This is a genomic window from Glutamicibacter sp. Je.9.36 (assembly GCF_051129975.1).
GTDB lineage: Bacteria > Actinomycetota > Actinomycetes > Actinomycetales > Micrococcaceae > Glutamicibacter.
This window is the reverse complement of the sequence record NZ_JBCPSN010000003.1, coordinates 322,131-340,178: the sequence shown is the minus strand read 5'-3', so window position 1 is coordinate 340,178 and position 18,048 is coordinate 322,131. Positions and strand designations below refer to the sequence as shown.

18 protein-coding genes are annotated in these 18,048 nt (G+C 60.6%); 8 read left to right on the top strand and 10 right to left on the bottom strand.

Annotated features, from left to right (window positions below; all coding sequences use genetic code 11):
* Window positions 1–23: 23 nt before the first annotated feature.
* On the bottom strand, window positions 24–590 hold the full coding sequence (locus AAZQ98_RS09970) for a GNAT family N-acetyltransferase (protein ID WP_400290185.1): 567 nt from the start codon (window positions 588–590) through the stop codon (window positions 24–26).
* Between the two features lie 85 nt (window positions 591–675).
* A complete protein-coding gene (locus AAZQ98_RS09965; protein ID WP_105657118.1) occupies window positions 676–1,194 on the bottom strand; it encodes a CGNR zinc finger domain-containing protein in 519 nt (172 codons plus the stop codon).
* Window positions 1,195–1,219: 25 nt separating this feature from the next.
* Between AAZQ98_RS09965 and AAZQ98_RS09960 the strand changes: the two genes are divergently transcribed.
* Window positions 1,220–1,423: a hypothetical protein gene (locus tag AAZQ98_RS09960; RefSeq protein WP_332594794.1), complete on the top strand. Its 204-nt coding sequence runs from the start codon at window positions 1,220–1,222 to the stop codon at window positions 1,421–1,423.
* Window positions 1,424–1,477: 54 nt separating this feature from the next.
* On the opposite strand, the gene AAZQ98_RS09955 is transcribed toward AAZQ98_RS09960, so the two are convergent.
* The 5 genes from AAZQ98_RS09955 to AAZQ98_RS09935 all read right to left on the bottom strand — a co-directional run bounded on the left by AAZQ98_RS09955 (window position 1,478) and on the right by AAZQ98_RS09935 (window position 8,498).
* Window positions 1,478–2,119, bottom strand: a complete 642-nt coding sequence (locus AAZQ98_RS09955) for a Maf family protein (RefSeq protein ID WP_105657120.1) — start codon at window positions 2,117–2,119, stop codon at window positions 1,478–1,480.
* Window positions 2,116–5,619: an MMPL family transporter gene (locus tag AAZQ98_RS09950; protein ID WP_434691848.1), complete on the bottom strand. Its 3,504-nt coding sequence runs from the start codon at window positions 5,617–5,619 to the stop codon at window positions 2,116–2,118. Before AAZQ98_RS09950 ends, AAZQ98_RS09955 begins: the two co-directional genes overlap by 4 nt.
* 4 nt (window positions 5,620–5,623) lie before the next feature.
* Window positions 5,624–6,406, bottom strand: a complete 783-nt coding sequence (locus AAZQ98_RS09945) for a TetR family transcriptional regulator (protein WP_434691845.1) — start codon at window positions 6,404–6,406, stop codon at window positions 5,624–5,626.
* A gap of 3 nt (window positions 6,407–6,409) precedes the next feature.
* A complete protein-coding gene (locus AAZQ98_RS09940) occupies window positions 6,410–7,786 on the bottom strand; it encodes a dicarboxylate/amino acid:cation symporter (protein ID WP_105657123.1) in 1,377 nt (458 codons plus the stop codon).
* Window positions 7,787–8,027: 241 nt separating this feature from the next.
* On the bottom strand, window positions 8,028–8,498 hold the full coding sequence (locus AAZQ98_RS09935) for a DUF2975 domain-containing protein (protein WP_434691843.1): 471 nt from the start codon (window positions 8,496–8,498) through the stop codon (window positions 8,028–8,030).
* A gap of 189 nt (window positions 8,499–8,687) precedes the next feature.
* Between AAZQ98_RS09935 and AAZQ98_RS09930 the strand changes: the two genes are divergently transcribed.
* The gene (locus AAZQ98_RS09930) at window positions 8,688–9,077 is read left to right on the top strand and encodes a VOC family protein (protein WP_105657125.1); all 390 of its coding nucleotides are present in this window, start codon (window positions 8,688–8,690) and stop codon (window positions 9,075–9,077) included.
* Window positions 9,078–9,130: 53 nt separating this feature from the next.
* Here AAZQ98_RS09930 and AAZQ98_RS09925 read toward each other — a convergent pair whose 3' ends face one another.
* Window positions 9,131–10,798: a DUF885 domain-containing protein gene (locus tag AAZQ98_RS09925; protein ID WP_434691841.1), complete on the bottom strand. Its 1,668-nt coding sequence runs from the start codon at window positions 10,796–10,798 to the stop codon at window positions 9,131–9,133.
* Between the two features lie 200 nt (window positions 10,799–10,998).
* On the opposite strand from AAZQ98_RS09925, the gene AAZQ98_RS09920 reads away from it, so the two are divergent.
* Window positions 10,999–11,220 carry a hypothetical protein gene (locus tag AAZQ98_RS09920; RefSeq protein ID WP_434692168.1) on the top strand — a complete coding sequence of 74 codons (222 nt, stop codon included), beginning with the start codon at window positions 10,999–11,001 and terminating at the stop codon, window positions 11,218–11,220.
* Between the two features lie 139 nt (window positions 11,221–11,359).
* Here the strand turns inward: AAZQ98_RS09920 and AAZQ98_RS09915 are convergent, their stop codons facing one another.
* Window positions 11,360–11,578, bottom strand: coding sequence for an acyl-CoA carboxylase subunit epsilon (locus AAZQ98_RS09915; RefSeq protein WP_105657136.1), 219 nt, complete (start codon window positions 11,576–11,578; stop codon window positions 11,360–11,362).
* 52 nt (window positions 11,579–11,630) lie between these two features.
* Entirely contained in the window at window positions 11,631–13,241 is a 1,611-nt protein-coding gene (locus tag AAZQ98_RS09910; RefSeq protein ID WP_105657137.1) for an acyl-CoA carboxylase subunit beta, read from the bottom strand.
* A gap of 195 nt (window positions 13,242–13,436) precedes the next feature.
* Here AAZQ98_RS09910 and AAZQ98_RS09905 point away from each other — a divergent pair, with 195 nt between their 5' ends.
* The 5 genes from AAZQ98_RS09905 (at window position 13,437) to AAZQ98_RS09885 (ending at window position 18,017) form a co-directional block, all read left to right on the top strand.
* Window positions 13,437–14,294 carry an SDR family oxidoreductase gene (locus AAZQ98_RS09905; protein ID WP_434691837.1) on the top strand — a complete coding sequence of 286 codons (858 nt, stop codon included), beginning with the start codon at window positions 13,437–13,439 and terminating at the stop codon, window positions 14,292–14,294.
* A 57-nt stretch (window positions 14,295–14,351) separates the two neighbouring features.
* Window positions 14,352–15,218: a biotin--[acetyl-CoA-carboxylase] ligase gene (locus tag AAZQ98_RS09900; RefSeq protein ID WP_434691835.1), complete on the top strand. Its 867-nt coding sequence runs from the start codon at window positions 14,352–14,354 to the stop codon at window positions 15,216–15,218.
* 86 nt (window positions 15,219–15,304) lie between these two features.
* Complete coding sequence (locus AAZQ98_RS09895) at window positions 15,305–15,853, top strand: hypothetical protein (RefSeq protein ID WP_388024110.1); 549 nt, start codon at window positions 15,305–15,307, stop codon at window positions 15,851–15,853.
* The gene (locus AAZQ98_RS09890) at window positions 15,850–17,061 is read left to right on the top strand and encodes an adenylate/guanylate cyclase domain-containing protein (RefSeq protein ID WP_105657141.1); all 1,212 of its coding nucleotides are present in this window, start codon (window positions 15,850–15,852) and stop codon (window positions 17,059–17,061) included. Before AAZQ98_RS09895 ends, AAZQ98_RS09890 begins: the two co-directional genes overlap by 4 nt.
* Window positions 17,061–18,017, top strand: a complete 957-nt coding sequence (locus AAZQ98_RS09885) for a PP2C family protein-serine/threonine phosphatase (RefSeq protein ID WP_105657142.1) — start codon at window positions 17,061–17,063, stop codon at window positions 18,015–18,017. Before AAZQ98_RS09890 ends, AAZQ98_RS09885 begins: the two co-directional genes overlap by 1 nt.
* Window positions 18,018–18,048: the final 31 nt, after the last annotated feature.

The following is an 18,048-nucleotide window of genomic DNA, read 5'->3' as shown; positions in this document are numbered from 1 at the left end:
CGCTTGACGCCTGCAGGATTGGGTTATCCAAGGTTGGCGCCCATGGTGTACACCACAGGTCCCTCTGCTATCGCGGTGCGATGCAATACCTCGAAACCGTGCCGCTCGTATAGGCGGACGTTTCTCTCGTTGGATGTTTCCAGCGACACCTCGGGATAGTCCGACGCGGCAATATGGTTCAGGCACCGGCTGATGAGTGCCGAACCAAGACCCCGTCCAACGCTGGATCCAGCAACCCCAAGCGTGGCAAAGTCCCACGCGTTCTCAGGCCGCTGTGGCAGGTCGGCTCCGTAGGCGATCTCCAAGCGATCGCCCATCAGCTGCGAAATCTCTTCCTGCATGCCCAAGCCAGGCTCTGGACAACTTGGTGGCAGGAGCGCAGCGACACCGTCGAGGTCCTCGCTGACCAGGACGACTCCATGCTCCAGAGCGTGGGAAAGGTAGACGGCTTGAAGGCGTTCCAAACGCTCCAGGTAGCGATCGGCTGGAATGCTCCACCGTGTCCAGGGGTAGAACGCAAACGCCTCGGCCAAAGTAGAGGACGCACTGGGAATATCCGCGCGGCGCGCGGAACGGATAGCTGAAGTCATATCCATATCCTAGCCAAGCCAGCCCGGCCTCCCGCCGTGCGCCGCCACGCCATGGTTCCGGCCTGGCATGAATCAGCCCCGGCAGCTACGCCTGCCGTTCGCGGTGCCGCCTGACGGCCGCGCGATTGGCGCAACGCACCGAGCAGAAACGCTGGCGCCCGTTGCGTGTCACGTCCACAACCACGTGGCCGCACGGTGCGGCCTCGCAGCGCCGCAGCCGGTGCATGCCCCTGGTGGTCAGGTGCAATGCCGTGCCCACGCAGAAGACCGAGCGCAGCACCTGGGGCATGCTCTGGCCGTCATCGCGATAGTGCAGGTGCCAACCCTCCCCATCGTGGTCCACCAGGCGTGGATAGGCCGAAGCGCGAGCCGCCTGCAAATTCAGCAGCAGCGCCCGCTCGGGATCGGACGGCGCATCAACGATGTCCAGCCAGTCATCCACTACCGCGCGCGTTTGGGCATAGTCCGAGGCGAACCGCGGAAAAGGCATGGTCATGCCGCTCTGCCGGGTGCGTTGTTCGATGCCGTCGCGGTCCGATGGCCAGTCATTGGCCAGAGATGCAGCGAGGAGCACCGCATATTCTCCGTAAGGGTTGAGTTGCATAAGAACATTACATCATGCTGGAGCCATGACTATTGCACAGCACAGCCAAGCCGTTGATTCCAGGCAGGAAACCGATGTCCATGAGCACTGCTGGGAGATCGGATCCAGCCATCGGACTTCCGCCGGGATTGTTGAATACTTCCATTGCCGCCGCTGCCGGCGCCACATCATGCTCCAGCGCGGGTTCGGGCACGAACAGATGCTGCTGAGCAGGGAACTGCAGGCATGAAAAAGGTGCCTTCCGCTGTGGGGCGGAAGACACCATTTGCCGGCCGGAACCGGATTATTTCCAGAGATCCACGATGCTGATCCCGGCTTGGGCCAGCAGGCCGCGCAGCACGAAGACATCCAATCCGACGACGTTCTGGAAGTTGCCTTCGATGGACTCGATGAAGGCTGCAGCCAGCCCGTCAATGGTGAATGCCCCGGCGCAGGGCAGCGGTTCCCCGCTGGCGACGTAGGCCTCGATCTCGGCATCATCCACGGTGGAGAAATGCACCACGGTGGAAGATACCTGGCCGCGAGCCTGTTCCGGATTGGCGGGATCAATCAGCCAATGGCCCGAGTGCAGGATTCCGGTAGAACCGCTCAGCTGCAGCCATCGTTCGCGGGCTACCTCTTTGGTGTGCGGCTTGCCGTAGGCCACGCCATCAAGTTCGAAGACCGAATCGCAGCCCAGCACCACGGTGCCTGCCGGATGATCTGCCTGGGCCACGTTCTCGGCCTTGGCACGAGCCAGCAGCAATGCGGTCTGCGCTGGACTCTGCTCGCCGTTGCGGGCCACGGCAGCTGCCAGCACCGCATTTTCATCCACCTCGGAAACCTGGGTGGTGAATTTGATGCCCGCATCGGCCAGGACCTTCTTGCGTCCCCACGAAGCCGAAGCCAGCAGCAACCGGGGTCCTGTCTTCATCTGTTCGCTCATACGGCGGCGTTCTCCTTGGCCTGGTCCTGGCTGGAATTATCAGCGGAAGTGCTTTCCCCGGAATCCAGCATATCGTTGAGTTTCGATCCTTCGACATCAACATCCGGCAGGATCTTGTCCAGCCATTTAGGCAGGTACCAGGCCTTGTCGCCCAGCAGGTGCATCACTGCCGGAATGAAGGTCATGCGGATGATGAACGCATCGAAGAGCACACCGAAAGCCAGCGCGAAACCGAGCGGGCGGATCATTGCCAGGTGCGAGAACACGAAGCCGGCGAAGACCGAGATCATGATCAGCGCAGCGGCGGTGACGACCGGTGCTGCCATCGAGAAGCCGGAACGGACCGCGTCCTTGGCCGGCTCGCCGTGAGCGTAGCGTTCACGCATCGCCGAGACCAGGAAGACCTGGTAGTCCATGGCCAGCCCGAACAGGATGCCGGTGAGCAGGATCGGCAGGAAGCTGAGCAGCGGACCGGGAACGTTGACATCGAAGAGGCCGGAGAACCAGCCGAACTGGTAAACCATGACGCTGGCGCCGAAGGCCGCGGCCAGCGAGAGCAGGAAGCCGCCGGTGGCCAGCAATGGAACCACGACCGAACGGAAGACCAGCAGCAGCAGGATCAGCGACAGGCCAACCACGATGCTCAGGTACGGTACCAGGGCGGCGGTGACCTTTTCGGAGACGTCAATCTGCGCGGCAACCTGGCCGGTCACGGCAATTTCGGCACCCGTGGCCTCGGAGAACTCCGAGTAGTCCGCACGTAGCTGGTGCACCAGCGCTTCGGTGGCTTCCGAGGAAGGGCCATCGGTAGGGATCACCTGGATGGCTGCCAAGGTACGGTCTTCGGTCATGGTGGCTGGAATTGCGGCCACCACGCCGTTGTATTCGCGCAGTTTCTCGGCCACGTCGAGGCTAGTTTCCTCAGCTTCGCGCTCGCTGAGCCCTGCAGGCAGATCAGCTAAGACCAGCAGCGGGCCGTTGTAGCCGGAACCGAACTTGTCGCTGGTTTGCTCGTAGGCCTGGAAGGCCTGCGAATCGGCAGGTTCTGCACTGCCATCAGGCAAAGCGGTTCGCATCTGCGTGGCCGGCAGGGCGATGGCACCCAGGACGACTATCACCAGCAGGGTCACCGGAACAGCGATCTTGGTGACCATGCGCACCCAGCGAATGGAGAACGATTCCTTGATCTGGGGATTCTCGGCATCCGCAGCTGCCTTCTTGCGGGCCCGCTTGGAAACCAGTTTGGTGCCGGCCAGGGACAGCAGTGCTGGCAGCAAAGTGATGTTCAGCAGCACCGAGCAGAACACGGTGAACGCTGCCGACAGGCCCAAGACGGTCAGGAACGGAAGTCCTGGAACAGCCAGTGCGGCCAGTGCGATGATCACGGTCAGACCAGCGAAGACTACAGCGTTGCCGCTGGTTCCGACGGCGCGTGCAATCGACTCTCCGACCTCCATGCCGGACAGCAGCTGCGAACGGTGGCGGTGGATGATGAACAGCGCATAGTCGATGCCCACCGCGAGGCCCAGCATGAGAGCCAGGGCAGGGGTAATCGAGGCCATGTCAATCAGCGAGGAAAACGCCATCGTAGTGCCCACGCCAGCGCCCACACCGAGGATCGCCAGCAACAGCGGCAGGCCGGCGGCGACCAAGGTGCCGAGCATGGCAATCAGGACAATGGCAGCGATGACCACACCAATGATTTCCGAGGCTCCGAAGACCTGGGACATGTCCTGCATGATCTCCTTGGAGAACAGCACCTCCACGCCGTTAGCCTGTGGACCTGCGGCGATAGCCTTGATCTGCTCGCGGTCATCGGGAGTCAAAGCGTCGGTCTGGACCTTGAAGGTCACCTGCGAAACTGCAGTACTGCCGTCTTCGGAAACGAAACGCATATCGGAGCTTGCGCCCACCTGGCGCGAAGCGAATTCCAGTTCAGCGCGGCCGGATTCCAGATCCTTCAGGCCTTGCTCTATGTCCTTCTCGCCCTGCTCAAGCTCGGCGGTCTTTTCCTTGATAGTTTTTTCGCCGTCTTCAAGCTGGTTCTTGGCTTCTGCCAGCTCGGCCTTGCCTGCAAGGAACTGGGCCTTCTTGGCATCGAATTCACGTTGCCCGGCCTCCAGCTTGGCCCTGCCGGCATCGAGCTCGGCCTGGCCTTCGCTCAGCTTCACCTTGTTGCTGGCGATCTCAGTTTTCGCTGCATCCAGCTGCGCCTTGGCGTCGTCCAGCTGGGTTTTGGCGGCGCTAAGCTGGCTGCGGTTCGCCTCCAGTTCCTGATGGCCGGCCTTGGCCTGGGCCTGTCCAGCGTCGAGTTCCTTGCGGGCGGCGTCAAGCTGCTTCAAGCCGGCTTCGGCCTTGGCGATCTGCCCCAGTGCGGCGGTGGCCTGCTGCTTACCGGCGGTCGCTTGGGCGATGCCGGATTCAGCCGAGGTTTTGCCGGCTTCGGCTTCGGCGAGACCACCCTGCAAGGCGTTCAACGCAGCGGTGTATTCGGAGATTTCCTTTTCATTGCCGGCTTCTTCAGCGGCATCAAGCTGCTGTTGCACGCCTGCAATCTGGATCTTCAGATCATCGATAGCGGCTTCAGCCTCGGCCAGTCCTGCCTGTGCGGCGGCCAGGCCATCTTCAGCTGACTTCAGACCCGTGGTGGCTTCTTCCTTGCCGGCCGACAGAGTTGCGTCGAATTCTTCGCGGGAAGAGTCGCCCAGCAGCTGGTCCATGCCAGCCTGGTACTCCTTCTCGCCCGCGGCGAGCTTGGCGTCAGCGGCATCGAGCTTCTGCTCGCCAGCGTCGAACTTTGCGCGGCCAGCGTTGTATTCGGCCGTTCCGTCCTTGTACTGGGCTAATCCGGCGTTGTACTTCGCTTCGCCAGCTTCCAGCTGGGCACGACCCGAAGTCAGCTCGCGCTGGCCGGCTTCCAGCTGCGCGCGGCTATCGGCGAGCTGCTTTTCAGCGGCGGCAATTTGCGGCTCGGCAGCCTGGATTTCCTTCTGGCCGTCAAAGTACTGTGCCCAGCCATCGGTGAGTTCCTCGCGGCCTTCCTTGAGCTGCACCTTGCCATCGGCAATCTGCACCTTGGCATCGTCAAGCTTTTCCTGGCCGTCAACGAGTTCCTGCTGCGCTTTCTCCAGCTCTGGCTGCGCCTTATCGAGCTGTTCCTGCAGTTCGAAGGGGCTCATGGCTTCGACTACCTGGGACTGCATGGCCAGCTGTTCCAGGGACTCGGCGACGGCCTGCTTCTGGGTTTCGTTCAGCGGCCGGTTCGAGCTTTCACGGAACACAATCGAGCCAGAGCCGCCGGCGAGATCCGGGAGCTCTTCCTTCATCCGGTCGAGGGTGCGCTGGGTTTCAGTTCCGGGCAGGGTGAAGGTATTCGATAGCTGGCCCATGAACAAGCTGGCGCACAGGCCGATGAAGATGAAGGCCGCCAGCCACATTGAAATGACGCGGTAGCGGTGCAGGTGTGCCCATCGAGCGAGGCGGTAGAGGAGGGAAGCCATGAGCTTAGATGTCCTTCAAGGTGCTAGTGCTGGTCAGCGGCAAGGCGGTAAAACCCTGGTCAAGGGTTTTCATGGCCTGGGTAATCAAGGAATGGAAGACGGAGATGAGCTCGGGGGAAATATCCAGACCGTGAGTTTCGGTAGCTGGCAGACGCTCGATCCACTCATCAAATGCTGCTTGGCCTGCGCCGAGCAGAGCATGGGTAAAGACTCTGATGGAAAAACTGTCGGCCTGCGGATAACGGCGGGCGACTTTTTCGATGACTTCCGTGGTGGCTGTCCGCCATTCGTTCATCGTGGAGGGGAAGCCGCAGTTGGCTTCTTCCGTTCGCAAGAATGCACCAAACTGGGCCACTTGCCCGAGCATCTGCGACACGTCATCAGACTTGAGCGATTCGATGATCGCTTCGACCAGAGGCATGGAGTCGGTCAGGTCGCTAATGGAATCCACCATGGTTCCCAGAACCTGGTGCAGGGGATAGGAGAAGACCGCATCTACTGATGGAAAGTAGTTGAAGAGTGTACGGCGCGAAACACCGGCCGCTTCAGCGATCTGCGTAGCGGTAAGCGCCGTGGCAGAGCCGTTGCGAAGCAGGTCCGCGACGGCTTCAACGATGGCCTGTTTCGTTGCTCGTTTGTTTAGTTCGCGGCGGGTGCCGGTACTCGGGGAAGTCACATAACTTACACTACGTGCAAAGTTGCACCCTGTGCAAAGTAAATCCGTGTGACCTTTAACCGGAAAGCGGCGCACGAGCAATAGTGCTCGTGCGCCGCTTTCCTTCAGCAATGCCTACTTGGTTGCAGCTGCCTCAGCATCTGCCGCTGAGATGCTTTCATCAGCGAAGGGGTTGCCATTGCGTGGTGCGTTGTACATGTCAATGTCCAAGATGCCCTCGCGCTTGGCGACAATGGTTGGAATCAGTGCTTGGCCGGCGACATTTACCGCGGTGCGGCCCATATCAATGATCGGGTCAACGGCCATCAGCAGGCCAACGCCTGCCAGCGGCAGGCCCAGGGTGGAAAGGGTCAGCGTCAGCATGACGATGGCGCCGGTAGTGCCTGCGGTTGCTGCCGAGCCCAATACGGAAACCAGCGCAATCAAGAAGTAATCGGTGAGGGACAGTTCAATACCGAAGAACTGGGCAACGAAGATTGCTGCGATCGCCGGATAGATGGCAGCGCAGCCGTCCATCTTGGTAGTCGCGCCCAGCGGCACTGCGAAGGAAGCGTAGCCCGAAGGCACCCCGAGGTTGCGTTCGGTCACGCGCTGGGTCAATGGCAGGGTGCCAATCGAAGAACGTGAAACGAAGGCCAACTGCACTGCAGGCCATACACCCGAGAAGTACTGCTTGATTGACAGGCCATGTGCGCGGACCAGTACCGGGTAGAGCGCGAATAGCACCAGTGCCAAGCCGACGTAGATCGCAACGGTGAACTTGCCCAGTGCGCCAATAGTGTCCCAGCCATAGGTGGCAACAGCGTTGCCGATCAGGCCAACCGTGCCGATCGGCGCGATGCGGATGATCCACCAGAGGACCTTCTGGATGATCGCCAGGATAGAGGCCGAGAACGCGAGGAATGGTTCGGCCGCCTTGCCAACCTTGAGGGCAGCGACGCCCACGGCGATGGCAATGACCAGTATCTGCAGGACGTTGAAGCTGATCGAGGTGGAAGCGGTTGCTTCATCAACCAGCTTGGTGCTCGCGCCCAGACCCAGGAAGTTGGCTGGGACCAGGCCAGTGAGGAAGCCGAGCCAGTCGCCGGTCTTGCCATCGTATTCATCTGGCATGCCCTGGCCGGTATTCGCTCCGGGGCGGAAAACGGTGCCAAGAACCATGCCGATGATTACCGAGATCAAGGCAGTGATGGCAAACCAGAGCAGGGTCTGCCACGCAAGGCGTGCCGCATTGGTGACCTTGGCCAAATTGGCAATTGAGGCGACAACCGCAAAGAAGATCAGTGGGATCACTGCAGTGCGCAGCAACGCAACGTAGCTGGAACCAATGATCGACAGGGCTTCACCCAGCCCGTTGGGTTCCTCGGCGGTGCTGCCGGTGTACTTGGCTAGGAGACCCAGTAGAAGACCAGCAATCAGCGCCGCAATGATCTGCGGGCCGAAATTGGTCATCCAGCGTGGAAGCTTAGATGAAGGTGCGGTAGTAGACATGCGTTCAAGATTAGGGCGCTTTTCTTCGTCGGCGGCAGTTTATGTTACGCAACATGACGGTATTTCGCCGTTTGTGCTTTATTGCACTGAAAAGCGGTGTCTAGGGTCACTGGACCGGCGAAATGACGCACGATTTGTGCGAAGACTTCGGTGCGAGGACACAGATCTTCACATGGGAATTTTTGGCTCCGTGCCATTGTTGCTGGACTAATCGCCGCGACTGTGCTTGAAGAAGCATCGCTCACTTCACGCAGTTTTGCTTTCGTATCCTGGACGCGAGCATGCCGCGCAGTGCGACCAGCAAGCAAGTGGCAGTTCCTCCCAGTGCCACCCCGCCGGCAACGGCAAGGACGACACCGGGACCGCCGGCGCCGATAAACCCCAAGAGGTGAATTCCCAGCCCCAGGACCAGCAGGGTTGCTGCAGCGGCGGCGCAAATGGCAATGCTGAACCAATGCAGTGAGCTGGCCTGGTAGAAGGTTCGGCGCCGAAGCTTCAATATGAGGATCCAAAAACAAATCAGGGCAATCTGCAGGAAAACAAGCCCGGCCGTCACTGCGCACCGGTACGGGGTCGCCAGATGGGCCACTTCGGGATGAAAGTAGGTGGTCTCCTCGATGAACATCGGCAAAATCAGCACTTGGCCAAGGAGCGCCCCGAGGAAGATTGCGATGAGTGCGATTCGGGCGGGTAAAATAGCGAGACTGGTCATCTAATGATTGTCGACTATTATCTATCGTTAATCAATAGCTTGTTATCGTTTTTCCCTGGAATATAAAGCTGGGCTCTTCAGTGCTGCTTCAGTGATCTTGACCTGTCGGAACCATATGGAAAGGTAGAAGCCAGCAAGGCGTGGGGAATCCGTGGTTGTTGCATGGGCCGGAACTGAAAGAAGGAAATAATGCGGGTTTATATCACTAGTGTGTGCGTGGATGATCAGGCGAAAGCCAAGGCGTTCTATACCGAGGTGCTGGGCTTCAAGGTCAAGCACGATATACCTGTGGGCGAATACAGCTGGCTGACCCTTGTTGCAGCGGACCAGGAGCAAGGTCCTGAAGTGCTTCTGGAGCCTTCAGCACACCCTGCCGTTGGGCCGTACCGTTCAGCACTGAAAGCAGACGGCATCCCGGCAACTTCCTTTGCCGTTGATGATGTCCAGGTGGAATTCGAGCGTCTTAGCTCACTGGGCGTGAAATTCACGCAAGAACCGACGGATGCCGGACCCGTCGTGGTTGCGACCTTTGATGACACGTGTGGCAATCTGATCCAGATTTCCAGCTACAAGGGATAAAACGAATGGCGGTCCTGCCAATAAGCAGAACCGCCAAGCCGATTTCCTGGAGGCTACTTCACCAGGGCGCGCTTCAAGGTATCCAGGCCAACTGAACCGAGCTTCAATGCCGCGGTATGGAATTCCTTGAGCGAGAAGTCCTCGCCCTCGGCGGCCGCGAGATCGTCGCGGATCTGCTCCCAGAGCCGTTGGCCGATCTTGTAGGACGGAGCCTGGCCTGGCCATCCCAAATAGCGGTTGTACTCGAAGTCCAGCTGACCCGTGGACATGTCCAGATTCTTCTCCAGGAACTCATAGCCGTTTTCGGCGTTCCAGGTGCCGGTGCCCCACTGTGCAGGAACTTCCAAGCCCAGGTGAACTCCTATATCAAAGACCACTCGCGCGGCTCGAATGCGTTGCGCATCGAGCATGCCCATGTAATCGCCCGGGTCATCGAGATAGCCCAGCTGGTGCATGAGGCGTTCGGAGTACAGCGCCCAGCCTTCGCCCTGTCCGGAAACCCAGCACATCAATCGGCGCCAGCTGTTGAGCGTGGAGGCCTGCATTTGGGCTGTACCGATCTGCAGGTGATGGCCGGGAACGCCCTCGTGATAGACGGTGGTGAGCTCGGCCCACGTGGTGAATTCATCTTCTCCAGGCGGAACCGACCACCACATCCGTCCCGGGCGGCTGAAGTCTTCTGACGGGCCGGTGTAGTACACGCCGCCATCCTGGGTCGGAGCGATCATGCATTCGATGCGGTCCATTGGCGCCGGGATATCAAAGTGCTTGCCCGACAAGTCCGCCATGGCCTGGTCAGCCTTGCCCTGCATCCAATCCCGCAAGGCGTCGGTGCCTGAGAGCTTGCGCGCCGGATCCTCGTTGAGGATCTTCTTGGCTTCCTCGATCGTGGAGCCCGGCTTGATCTGCTGGGCGACGCGCCGCTGCTCGGCGATGATGGCATCGAGTTCGCCGACGCCCCAGGCATAGGTCTCTTCCAAATCCACTGCGGCGCCCAGGAAGCGGCGGGACATCAGCGAGTAGTACTCTCGGCCCACCGCGTCTTCGGCCGGTGCCTGTGCCAGGAGTTCATCTTGCAAGTACGCGGTGAGTTTGCGGTAGGCCTTCTTCGCGGCTTCGGCTCCGGCTTCCAGCTGTGCTTGCAAAGCGGTATCCACTGCGGTGCCGGAGGTGGCCAACTGGTCGAAGAATCCGCCATCCTTGGCGTAATCGGTGGTTTGCGTGATCACTATGGACACTTGGCGCTGCGCCGCAACCAGATCATTTGAAGCGGAATCACGCAAAGATGCGATGTAGCCGTCAATCGCAGCCGGAATGTTGGACATTCGCTGGGCGATGAAAGCGTAGTCCTCGGAGGACTCCTGCGGCATCAAATCGATGATTGAGCGGATTTCCTGTGCCGCGCTGGCGATATTGTTCAGCTCGGTGCGCCCGGTGAACAGGATTTCCAGTTCGAGGCTCAATCGCTCGGTCATCGCGTCAAGCGAGACTTCGTCAATTGCGTCGACCGCAGTGGCGTTGGCCAATGCGCCCAGAGTCTCCCGCAGTAAGCTGATCTGCTGGGTGGTGCCAGCAGGGGAGTAGTCGCCATAGGTGGTCTCGTAGCCTGGCAGGCCAAGGGAAACTCCCCATTCCGGGGTCAGTTCAAGGGACTTGGCGAAGAAGGCTTCGGCGATCTGGTCGATGGCCGAAGGCTCGCGGTGCGGTGCAGAGGATGTCATGTAACTAACAGTAGTTGATATGAAAGATTTGTTGAAGACTTTTGCGCAGGTTCGTTCTGAACTGCTTCCGCGGTCGTCTAGCAGGTGCTTTAAGGCGCGGGTTATGCCGCTGGACCTGCCGAAAAGGAATCAACCGGCATCTGCGGTCGCATAGGCGGTTCCCGCTGATGGAGATGAAGCACGCGAATTGTATTGCGTTGATGAGTATTCCGGCAGGCCTGCATGGACTACGACGCTTCGGGCGAGACCACCATTGGCCCGCTGCCGCCGCCCGGCTGGGGTGGGGAATTACGAAGTTCAATCTCAAACTCGATAACGTCTGCGACAAATTGGACAAGGCCGGCGTGGCCGGGCTGCGCGGGGGACCTGGAAAATTGGCCACCAACCGCAGGGCGCGACTGGTGGAACACGCTGTGAGTTAGCATCTGGTGACTCGTTCCGACCTAGCCATCTTGGACTTCGAAGTTCCCGACGAAGACTAGGTTGCCAGCGGCGCCGCACAGAGCAATGGCCCGGAAAATTCCGCTAGGGAACGTTCCGGGCCATCGCTTTCAGCAGGCCTTAGCGCCGGCCAATAGTCCAGCCCAAACGCGGGGCCAGCGCCCGGCGCCTGCGGATCCGGGCTACACGCTTCTTGGGCTCTGCGGCTTCTGGTGCAGGAGCCGGAGTATTGCCCATGGCAGCGAGCAGCGCGGTAACTACCGCCACTTCCTCGTCACTGGGGTTTCCCTTGGTGACGCGGATCTGCGGGGCAACAGGCAACGCAGCGTTCTGTTCCATGGGAGTGCTCCTTTTTGGTTTTAGCTGGTACTAGGCGGGCAGGCACTGCTGCTTACAGCGGGATGTTGCCGTGCTTCTTCGGCGGCAGGCTAACGTGCTTCTCGCGCAGTGCGCGCAGGCCGCGAACCAACTGGAAGCGGGTCTCGCTCGGGGCGATGACCGCATCCACGTAACCCAGCTCCGCCGCCTGGTAGGGGTTGAGCAGTTCGGCCTCGTAGTCGTCGATAATCTGCTTGCGGCGGGCCTCGACGTCTCCGCCTTCGGCTTCCACTGCGGCCAGATCGCGGCGGTAGAGGATGTTCACTGCGCCCTGGGCACCCATCACGCCGATTTGCGCGGTAGGCCAAGCCAGGTTCAGGTCCGCGCCCAGCTTCTTCGAACCCATCACGATGTACGCTCCGCCGTAGGCCTTGCGGGTGATCACGGTCAGCTTCGGCACCGTGGCCTCGGCGTAGGCGTAGAGCAGCTTCGCACCGCGGCGGATGATGCCCTGGAATTCCTGGTCCTTGCCCGGCAGGAAACCTGGCACGTCCACGAAGGTGAGGATCGGGATGTTGAAAGCGTCGCAGTTGCGCACGAAGCGGGCAGCTTTTTCCGAGGCGGCGATATCCAAGGTGCCAGCGAACTGCATTGGCTGGTTGGCGACGATGCCCACGGTGCGTCCTTCGATGCGGGCGTAGCCAATCATCACGTTCGGTGCGTACAGCGACTGCATTTCAAAGAAATGCTCGTCGTCGACAACCGACTCGATGACCGTGCGCATGTCATAAGGCTGGTTGGCGGAGTCCGGGATGAGCGTATCGAGCTCCAGGTCCTCGGCAGTGATATCCAGCTCTTCATCGAATTCGGCAATCAGCGGATCAGAGAGGTTGGACGACGGGAGGAAATCGAGCAGTTCCTTGCAGAACTCCACGGCGTCTTCTTCATCGGACGCAAGATAGGTGGCGGTACCGGTATTGGCGTTGTGCTGGCGGGCGCCGCCCAGGGTTTCCATGTCGATCTCCTCGCCGGTAACCGTCTTGATGACGTCCGGACCGGTGATGAACATGTGGCTGGTCTTGTCGACCATGATCACGTAGTCGGTCAGTGCAGGGGAGTACGCTGCACCACCGGCCGATGGGCCCATGATTAGCGAGATCTGCGGGACAACGCCCGAGGCATGGACATTGTTGCGGAAGATGTCGGCGAACATGGCCAGGGAAGCGACGCCTTCTTGGATGCGGGCACCTCCGCCATCCAGGATGCCGACAACTGGGCAGCCGTTGCGTAGCGCAAATTCCTGGACCTTGACGATTTTCTCGCCATTGACCTGGGACAGGGAGCCGCCGTAGACGGTGAAGTCCTGGGAGTAGACGGCCACCAGGCGGCCATCGACGGTGCCGTAGCCGGAGACCAGGCCATCGCCTAGTGGCTTCTTCTTCTCCATGCCGAAGGCGGTGGAGCGGTGGACTGCGAGGGCGTCGAACTCAACGAAGGAATCCTCGTCCATGAGCATTTCAATGCGTTCGCGGGCAGTGTGCTTGCCGCGGGAGTGCTGCTTTTCAATCGCTGCTTCGCCACTTGGCGCTTTAGAGAGCTTCTGGCGGCGGCGGAACTCAGCAAGCTTTCCGGCGGTGGTGGACAGGTCGATTGATTCGGCTGCCTCGGTTCTGCCCTGCGTCATGCCTTCGACTCCCTCGAGTTGTCTTCAATGTGTAGGAATGGCACAAGAAAAATGCCAACTAAGCCAGTCTAGCTGGGCAAACAGCTCATTTGTTTGTAGGAATCTTACAAAATGGCCCGATATCTGGTGCGTGGCACGCCAGAATAAGTTACTGAACAGTAGCTTAGTGGGGGATCATCGCGTAATCTATATCACATGACTAGTGAATCGCGCACTCTTATCGCACCTGTTCCCGGGAACCTGGAAAACCGCACCATCCTGATGAGCGGCGGTAGCCGCGGCATCGGCCTGGCTATCGCCCTGGCCGCAGCCAAGCAGGGGGCCAACGTGGTCCTGCTGTCCAAGACCGATACGCCGCACCCGGCACTGGAAGGGACCATCCACACCGCCGTTGCGCAGATCGAAGAAGCAGGCGGCAAGGGCCTGGCCGTAGTTGGCGATGTCCGCGTGGACGCCGATGTGCAGCGCGCGGTGGAAGAGGCCGTGGCAAAGTTCGGCGGCATCGACATCGTGGTCAACAACGCCTCGGCCATCAACCTGGCCAAGACCGATCAGCTTGATATGAAGCGCTACGACCTGATGCAGGACATCAACGTCCGCGGCACCTTCCTGCTCTCCAAGTCCGCGCTCCCGTACCTGCGCGCTTCCGAGCATGCCCATATACTCACCCTCTCCCCGCCATTGAACCTGGATCCGAAGTGGGCTGGACGGCATTTGGCCTACACCATGGCCAAATACGGCATGTCGCTGACCACCCTTGGCCTGGCCGAAGAGCTGAAGGGCGATGGCGTCGGCGTGAACTCGCTCTGGCCCGAAACCTTGATCGATACCGCAGCCATCCGGAACCTGCCGGGCGGACAGGAAATGGTTCAGGGAGCGCGCGATGCTTCGGTCGTGGCAGATGCCGCCATGGCCATTCTTGCCAGCCCGCCAGCCGGAGTCAGCGGAAACTTCTTCACGGATGGACAGGTGCTGACCCTGGCTGGGGAGACGGACCTGGAGAAGTACACCTTGAACCCCGAAGTCCCGCTGGTTGAAGACATCTTCCTCTAGGCAGATGACGAGGCAGGACTAAGCGTAATCATCGGCCGGTGCCATAGGGTTGGAGGTATGGAAAACCCGCATGGCACCGACCGCGCAGTTCTCGATTCCCGGCTCTTCACCGAGCTCACCGCGCAGCTGGGATTGGGGCTGGTTAGTATCAAGCCAACCTCCGGTTCAACCAATACCGAGTTGGCGCAACTGGCTGGCAATGGCGATGCCGGCCACCTCAGCGTGTACTTCACGGAGCACCAGCAGGCAGGCAAAGGGCGTTTGGGCCGTGAATGGGTAACTCCGGCAGGATCCTCCCTGACCGTCAGTGTCTTGGCAGTGCCCGGTCCCAGCTTCCCTGCCGAATCCCTGTCTTGGTACACCATGCTTGCGGCCTTGGCCTGGAGCCGGGCCGCCGAGAATATCGGCGGCGTTCCCTTGGGCATCAAATGGCCCAACGATTTGTTGGCCGGAGAGCAGAAAGTCTGCGGCATACTGGCGCAAATGGTGCCAACTGGCAACGGCTACGGGGTAGTGGTTGGCACCGGAATCAACGTGAACCAGAACCGGGACGAGCTTCCGGTGCCCACCGCGACGTCCCTGCGTTTGGCTGGCGCCCAGAACTTGGACCGCACCGAACTGCTGGCTGAGTACCTGAAGCAATTCGCAGCACTGGATCAGGGTTTCCGCCGGGTCGGCGGCTTTGCGCAGATGCCGTTGCCGGGAAATAATGGAAAATCTTTGCGCCAGCTCGTCAGCGACAAGCTGGCCACACTGGGACATGAAGTGCGTGTGGAATTCCCCGATGGATCCACGCTGGTTGGCAACGCGGTCGAGTTGGGCGCAGACGGCTCGTTGGTTCTGGAATATGGAACCGGGCAGCGGAAGCACGTGATGGCAGGGGACGTGCACCACGTACGGCGCGCCGACGGAAAGTATGCCTAACCAGACTTGGGTCTTGGCCCGGGACTATTATTGGAGATGATGACCGAAGCACGGAGTCGAGAACAGGAGGGGCGAGGAACAACACGATGAAGTTGCCGCTGCATGAAAGGGAACGAGTGATTATCAAAACTCGTGAACATTCCCGAGTGCTGCGCCAGCCCGTGGGAGCCTTCCTCGTATTGACTGCCCTGTGCACCTTCTCGTTGGGCTATCTCTCCCGGGAAGATCTCTCGGACTGGCTAGCTGGCAATGCGAATGTGTGGATGGTCGTTTCGGTGGTTCTCTGGGCCGCCCTGGTGCTGATCTGGAGCGTGATTCCCTGGGCCCGCTGGCTACGCAGCCAAATCGTCTTGACCACCGAGCGGATCATGTTCCGACCCACATACAACGATGGCAAACTGCAATCTGTAGGATTATTTACAGTTCGCGACCTCGTCGCGCACAGCAAGGCGAAAAACACCATGACGCGTGCGGGAACCTTGGATATCGTGCTGAACCAGGGATACGTGAGACTCTCACATGTCCCCTCGGTACCGTATTTCCGTTCCCTGGCAATGGAGGCGATGGCGAACCTGCGCAGCAACCAGAATGCGGCACACACCGAAACGACGAACAGTGAGGGCATGGGGGCATGAGCACCGAGCACACCAACACACCCCGAGCAGACTCTCCGCAGTCCGCCGCCGAGGCTGTCCGCGGCGCCCGCCAGCACCCCCCTGTGGCCACACCGGCCGAGTCGGATCCAATTTTCGAACTTGCGCAGGCCATGGAAGGCCCCTTGCGCATTCCGGCCCACACCCCCGACGCTGTCCGCGACACCGTCGCTTCGCTGGAAAGGCGGCTCATCGGCGGCCAACGCGAATTCCGTCGACGCGAGGTCGCTTCCGAAGCCGGTGTTTCCCTGCACTCCGCGCGCAAGCTCTGGCGCGCCATCGGCTTCCCTGAACTCAGCGATGATGAAGTGTTCTTCACCCAGGCCGACAAGGAAGCCCTGGGCACCATGGTGGGCATGGTCCGCGAAGGCAAGCTGACCGAAGAAACCGCCATTTCCCTGATGCGTTCGGTTGGCCAGATGACTGACCGCATGGTGGTGTGGCAGATCGAAGCCCTGGTTGAGGACATGATCGCCAACCAGAACATGTCGGATCGCCAGGCGCGCCGCCAGCTTTTCGGCCTGCTGCCCGAAATCATTCCAGCGATTGAAGACCTGCTGCTCTACTCATGGCGCCGCCAGCTGAACTCTGCCGTGCACCGCATGGCATTGCGGGTGGAAACCGGAGTGGCTGCCTACAACCAAGACCGTGGCGACGAAGATGGCGGCACCCCGCTGCCGCTGGCCCGTGCGGTGGGCTTTGCCGACCTGGTCTCCTACACTTCGCTGTCTCGCCGCATGAACGAGCGCACCCTGGCCCAGCTGGTGCAGCGCTTCGAAGCCAAATGCGCCGAGGTCATTTCCGTGGGCGGTGGCCGCCTGGTCAAGACCATTGGCGATGAAGTGCTCTACGTGGCCGAAACCCCGCAGGCCGGCGCCGAGATTGCGCTGTCCTTGTCGCGCGAGCTGGCCAAGGACGAGCTCTTCCCGCAAACCCGCGGCGCGGTGGTCTGGGGCCGGCTGCTCTCCCGCCTGGGCGATATCTATGGTCCTACGGTGAACATGGCTGCTCGGCTGACCTCGCTGGCGGAACCGGGCACCGTGCTGACCGACGCGATTACCGCAAACACCCTGCGCAATGACGCACGCTTTGTGCTCACCGCCCAGGAAATCACCGCGGTGCGCGGCTTTGGAGACATTCAACCCTATGAGCTCTCCGCAGGCGAGGGAGCAGGACTGGTGATCGACTAATGGCTAAAGAACCAGCACCGGTACCGTTCATCCTCGCCGCGGCAGGGCTGACGGACGTGGGCCGGAAACGAACGCAAAACCAGGACCGCATCCTGATGCACGACATCGTGTATGCGGTAGCCGACGGCATGGGCGGTCACGAAGCTGGCGAGGTGGCCAGCCAGCTTGCGGTGGAAACCATGCAGGAAATCTGCACCTTCGCCAATAAGACGTCGGTTCGGAAACTGCCATCCGTGCCGGATGTCCAGCGCCAGGTGCAGCTGGCTGATGACCGCATTCGCGAAGCGCTTGAATCACGTGGCGGCACTACCTTGTGCGCATTGGTGCAGATCAAGACCCCGGGCAAAGGCCGGGACAATGTGACCGCTCCACTGGCCGCGGTGCCGCCCTGGACCTCAAGTTTCGCGATGACGCAGAACACTGACGTCATCTCCAAGATCACTCCGCAAATGCTGGAGAACCACCGGGCCAGTTTGGCTCCAGCTACCGAGCCGATCCCGGTAGTCGCCGATGAAATCCCGAGCCTGTTGCTGGTCAATGTGGGGGACTCGCGCGGATACCGGCTGCGTGATGGCGCCCTGCAGCAGCTGACCCGTGACCATTCGGCCGTGCAGGAAATGGTGGATGCCGGGCAGATCACCGAGTTGGAAGCCCGCAATCATCCGCACCGGAATCTGATTACCCGTGCGCTTGGCGCCGGCGCCGAAAGCCAGCCGGATCTCACCGTCTTGCAGCCACGCATCGGCGACCGCTACATGCTGTGCAGCGACGGGCTCTCGGGCGAACTGACCGAAGACATCTTGCAGACCTTGCTGGTGAACTACAAGGACCGCACCGAAGCGGCCCGGATTCTCACCGGGGCCGCACTGGAAGCTGGCGGCCGGGACAACATCGCGGTGATTGTCCTTGATGTGCTGGCAGCCGAGTCCGCGCAAATTGACGCACCTGGGAACTAGGGCTCCAAGCCAGCTAAACTGTCCGCCGGTG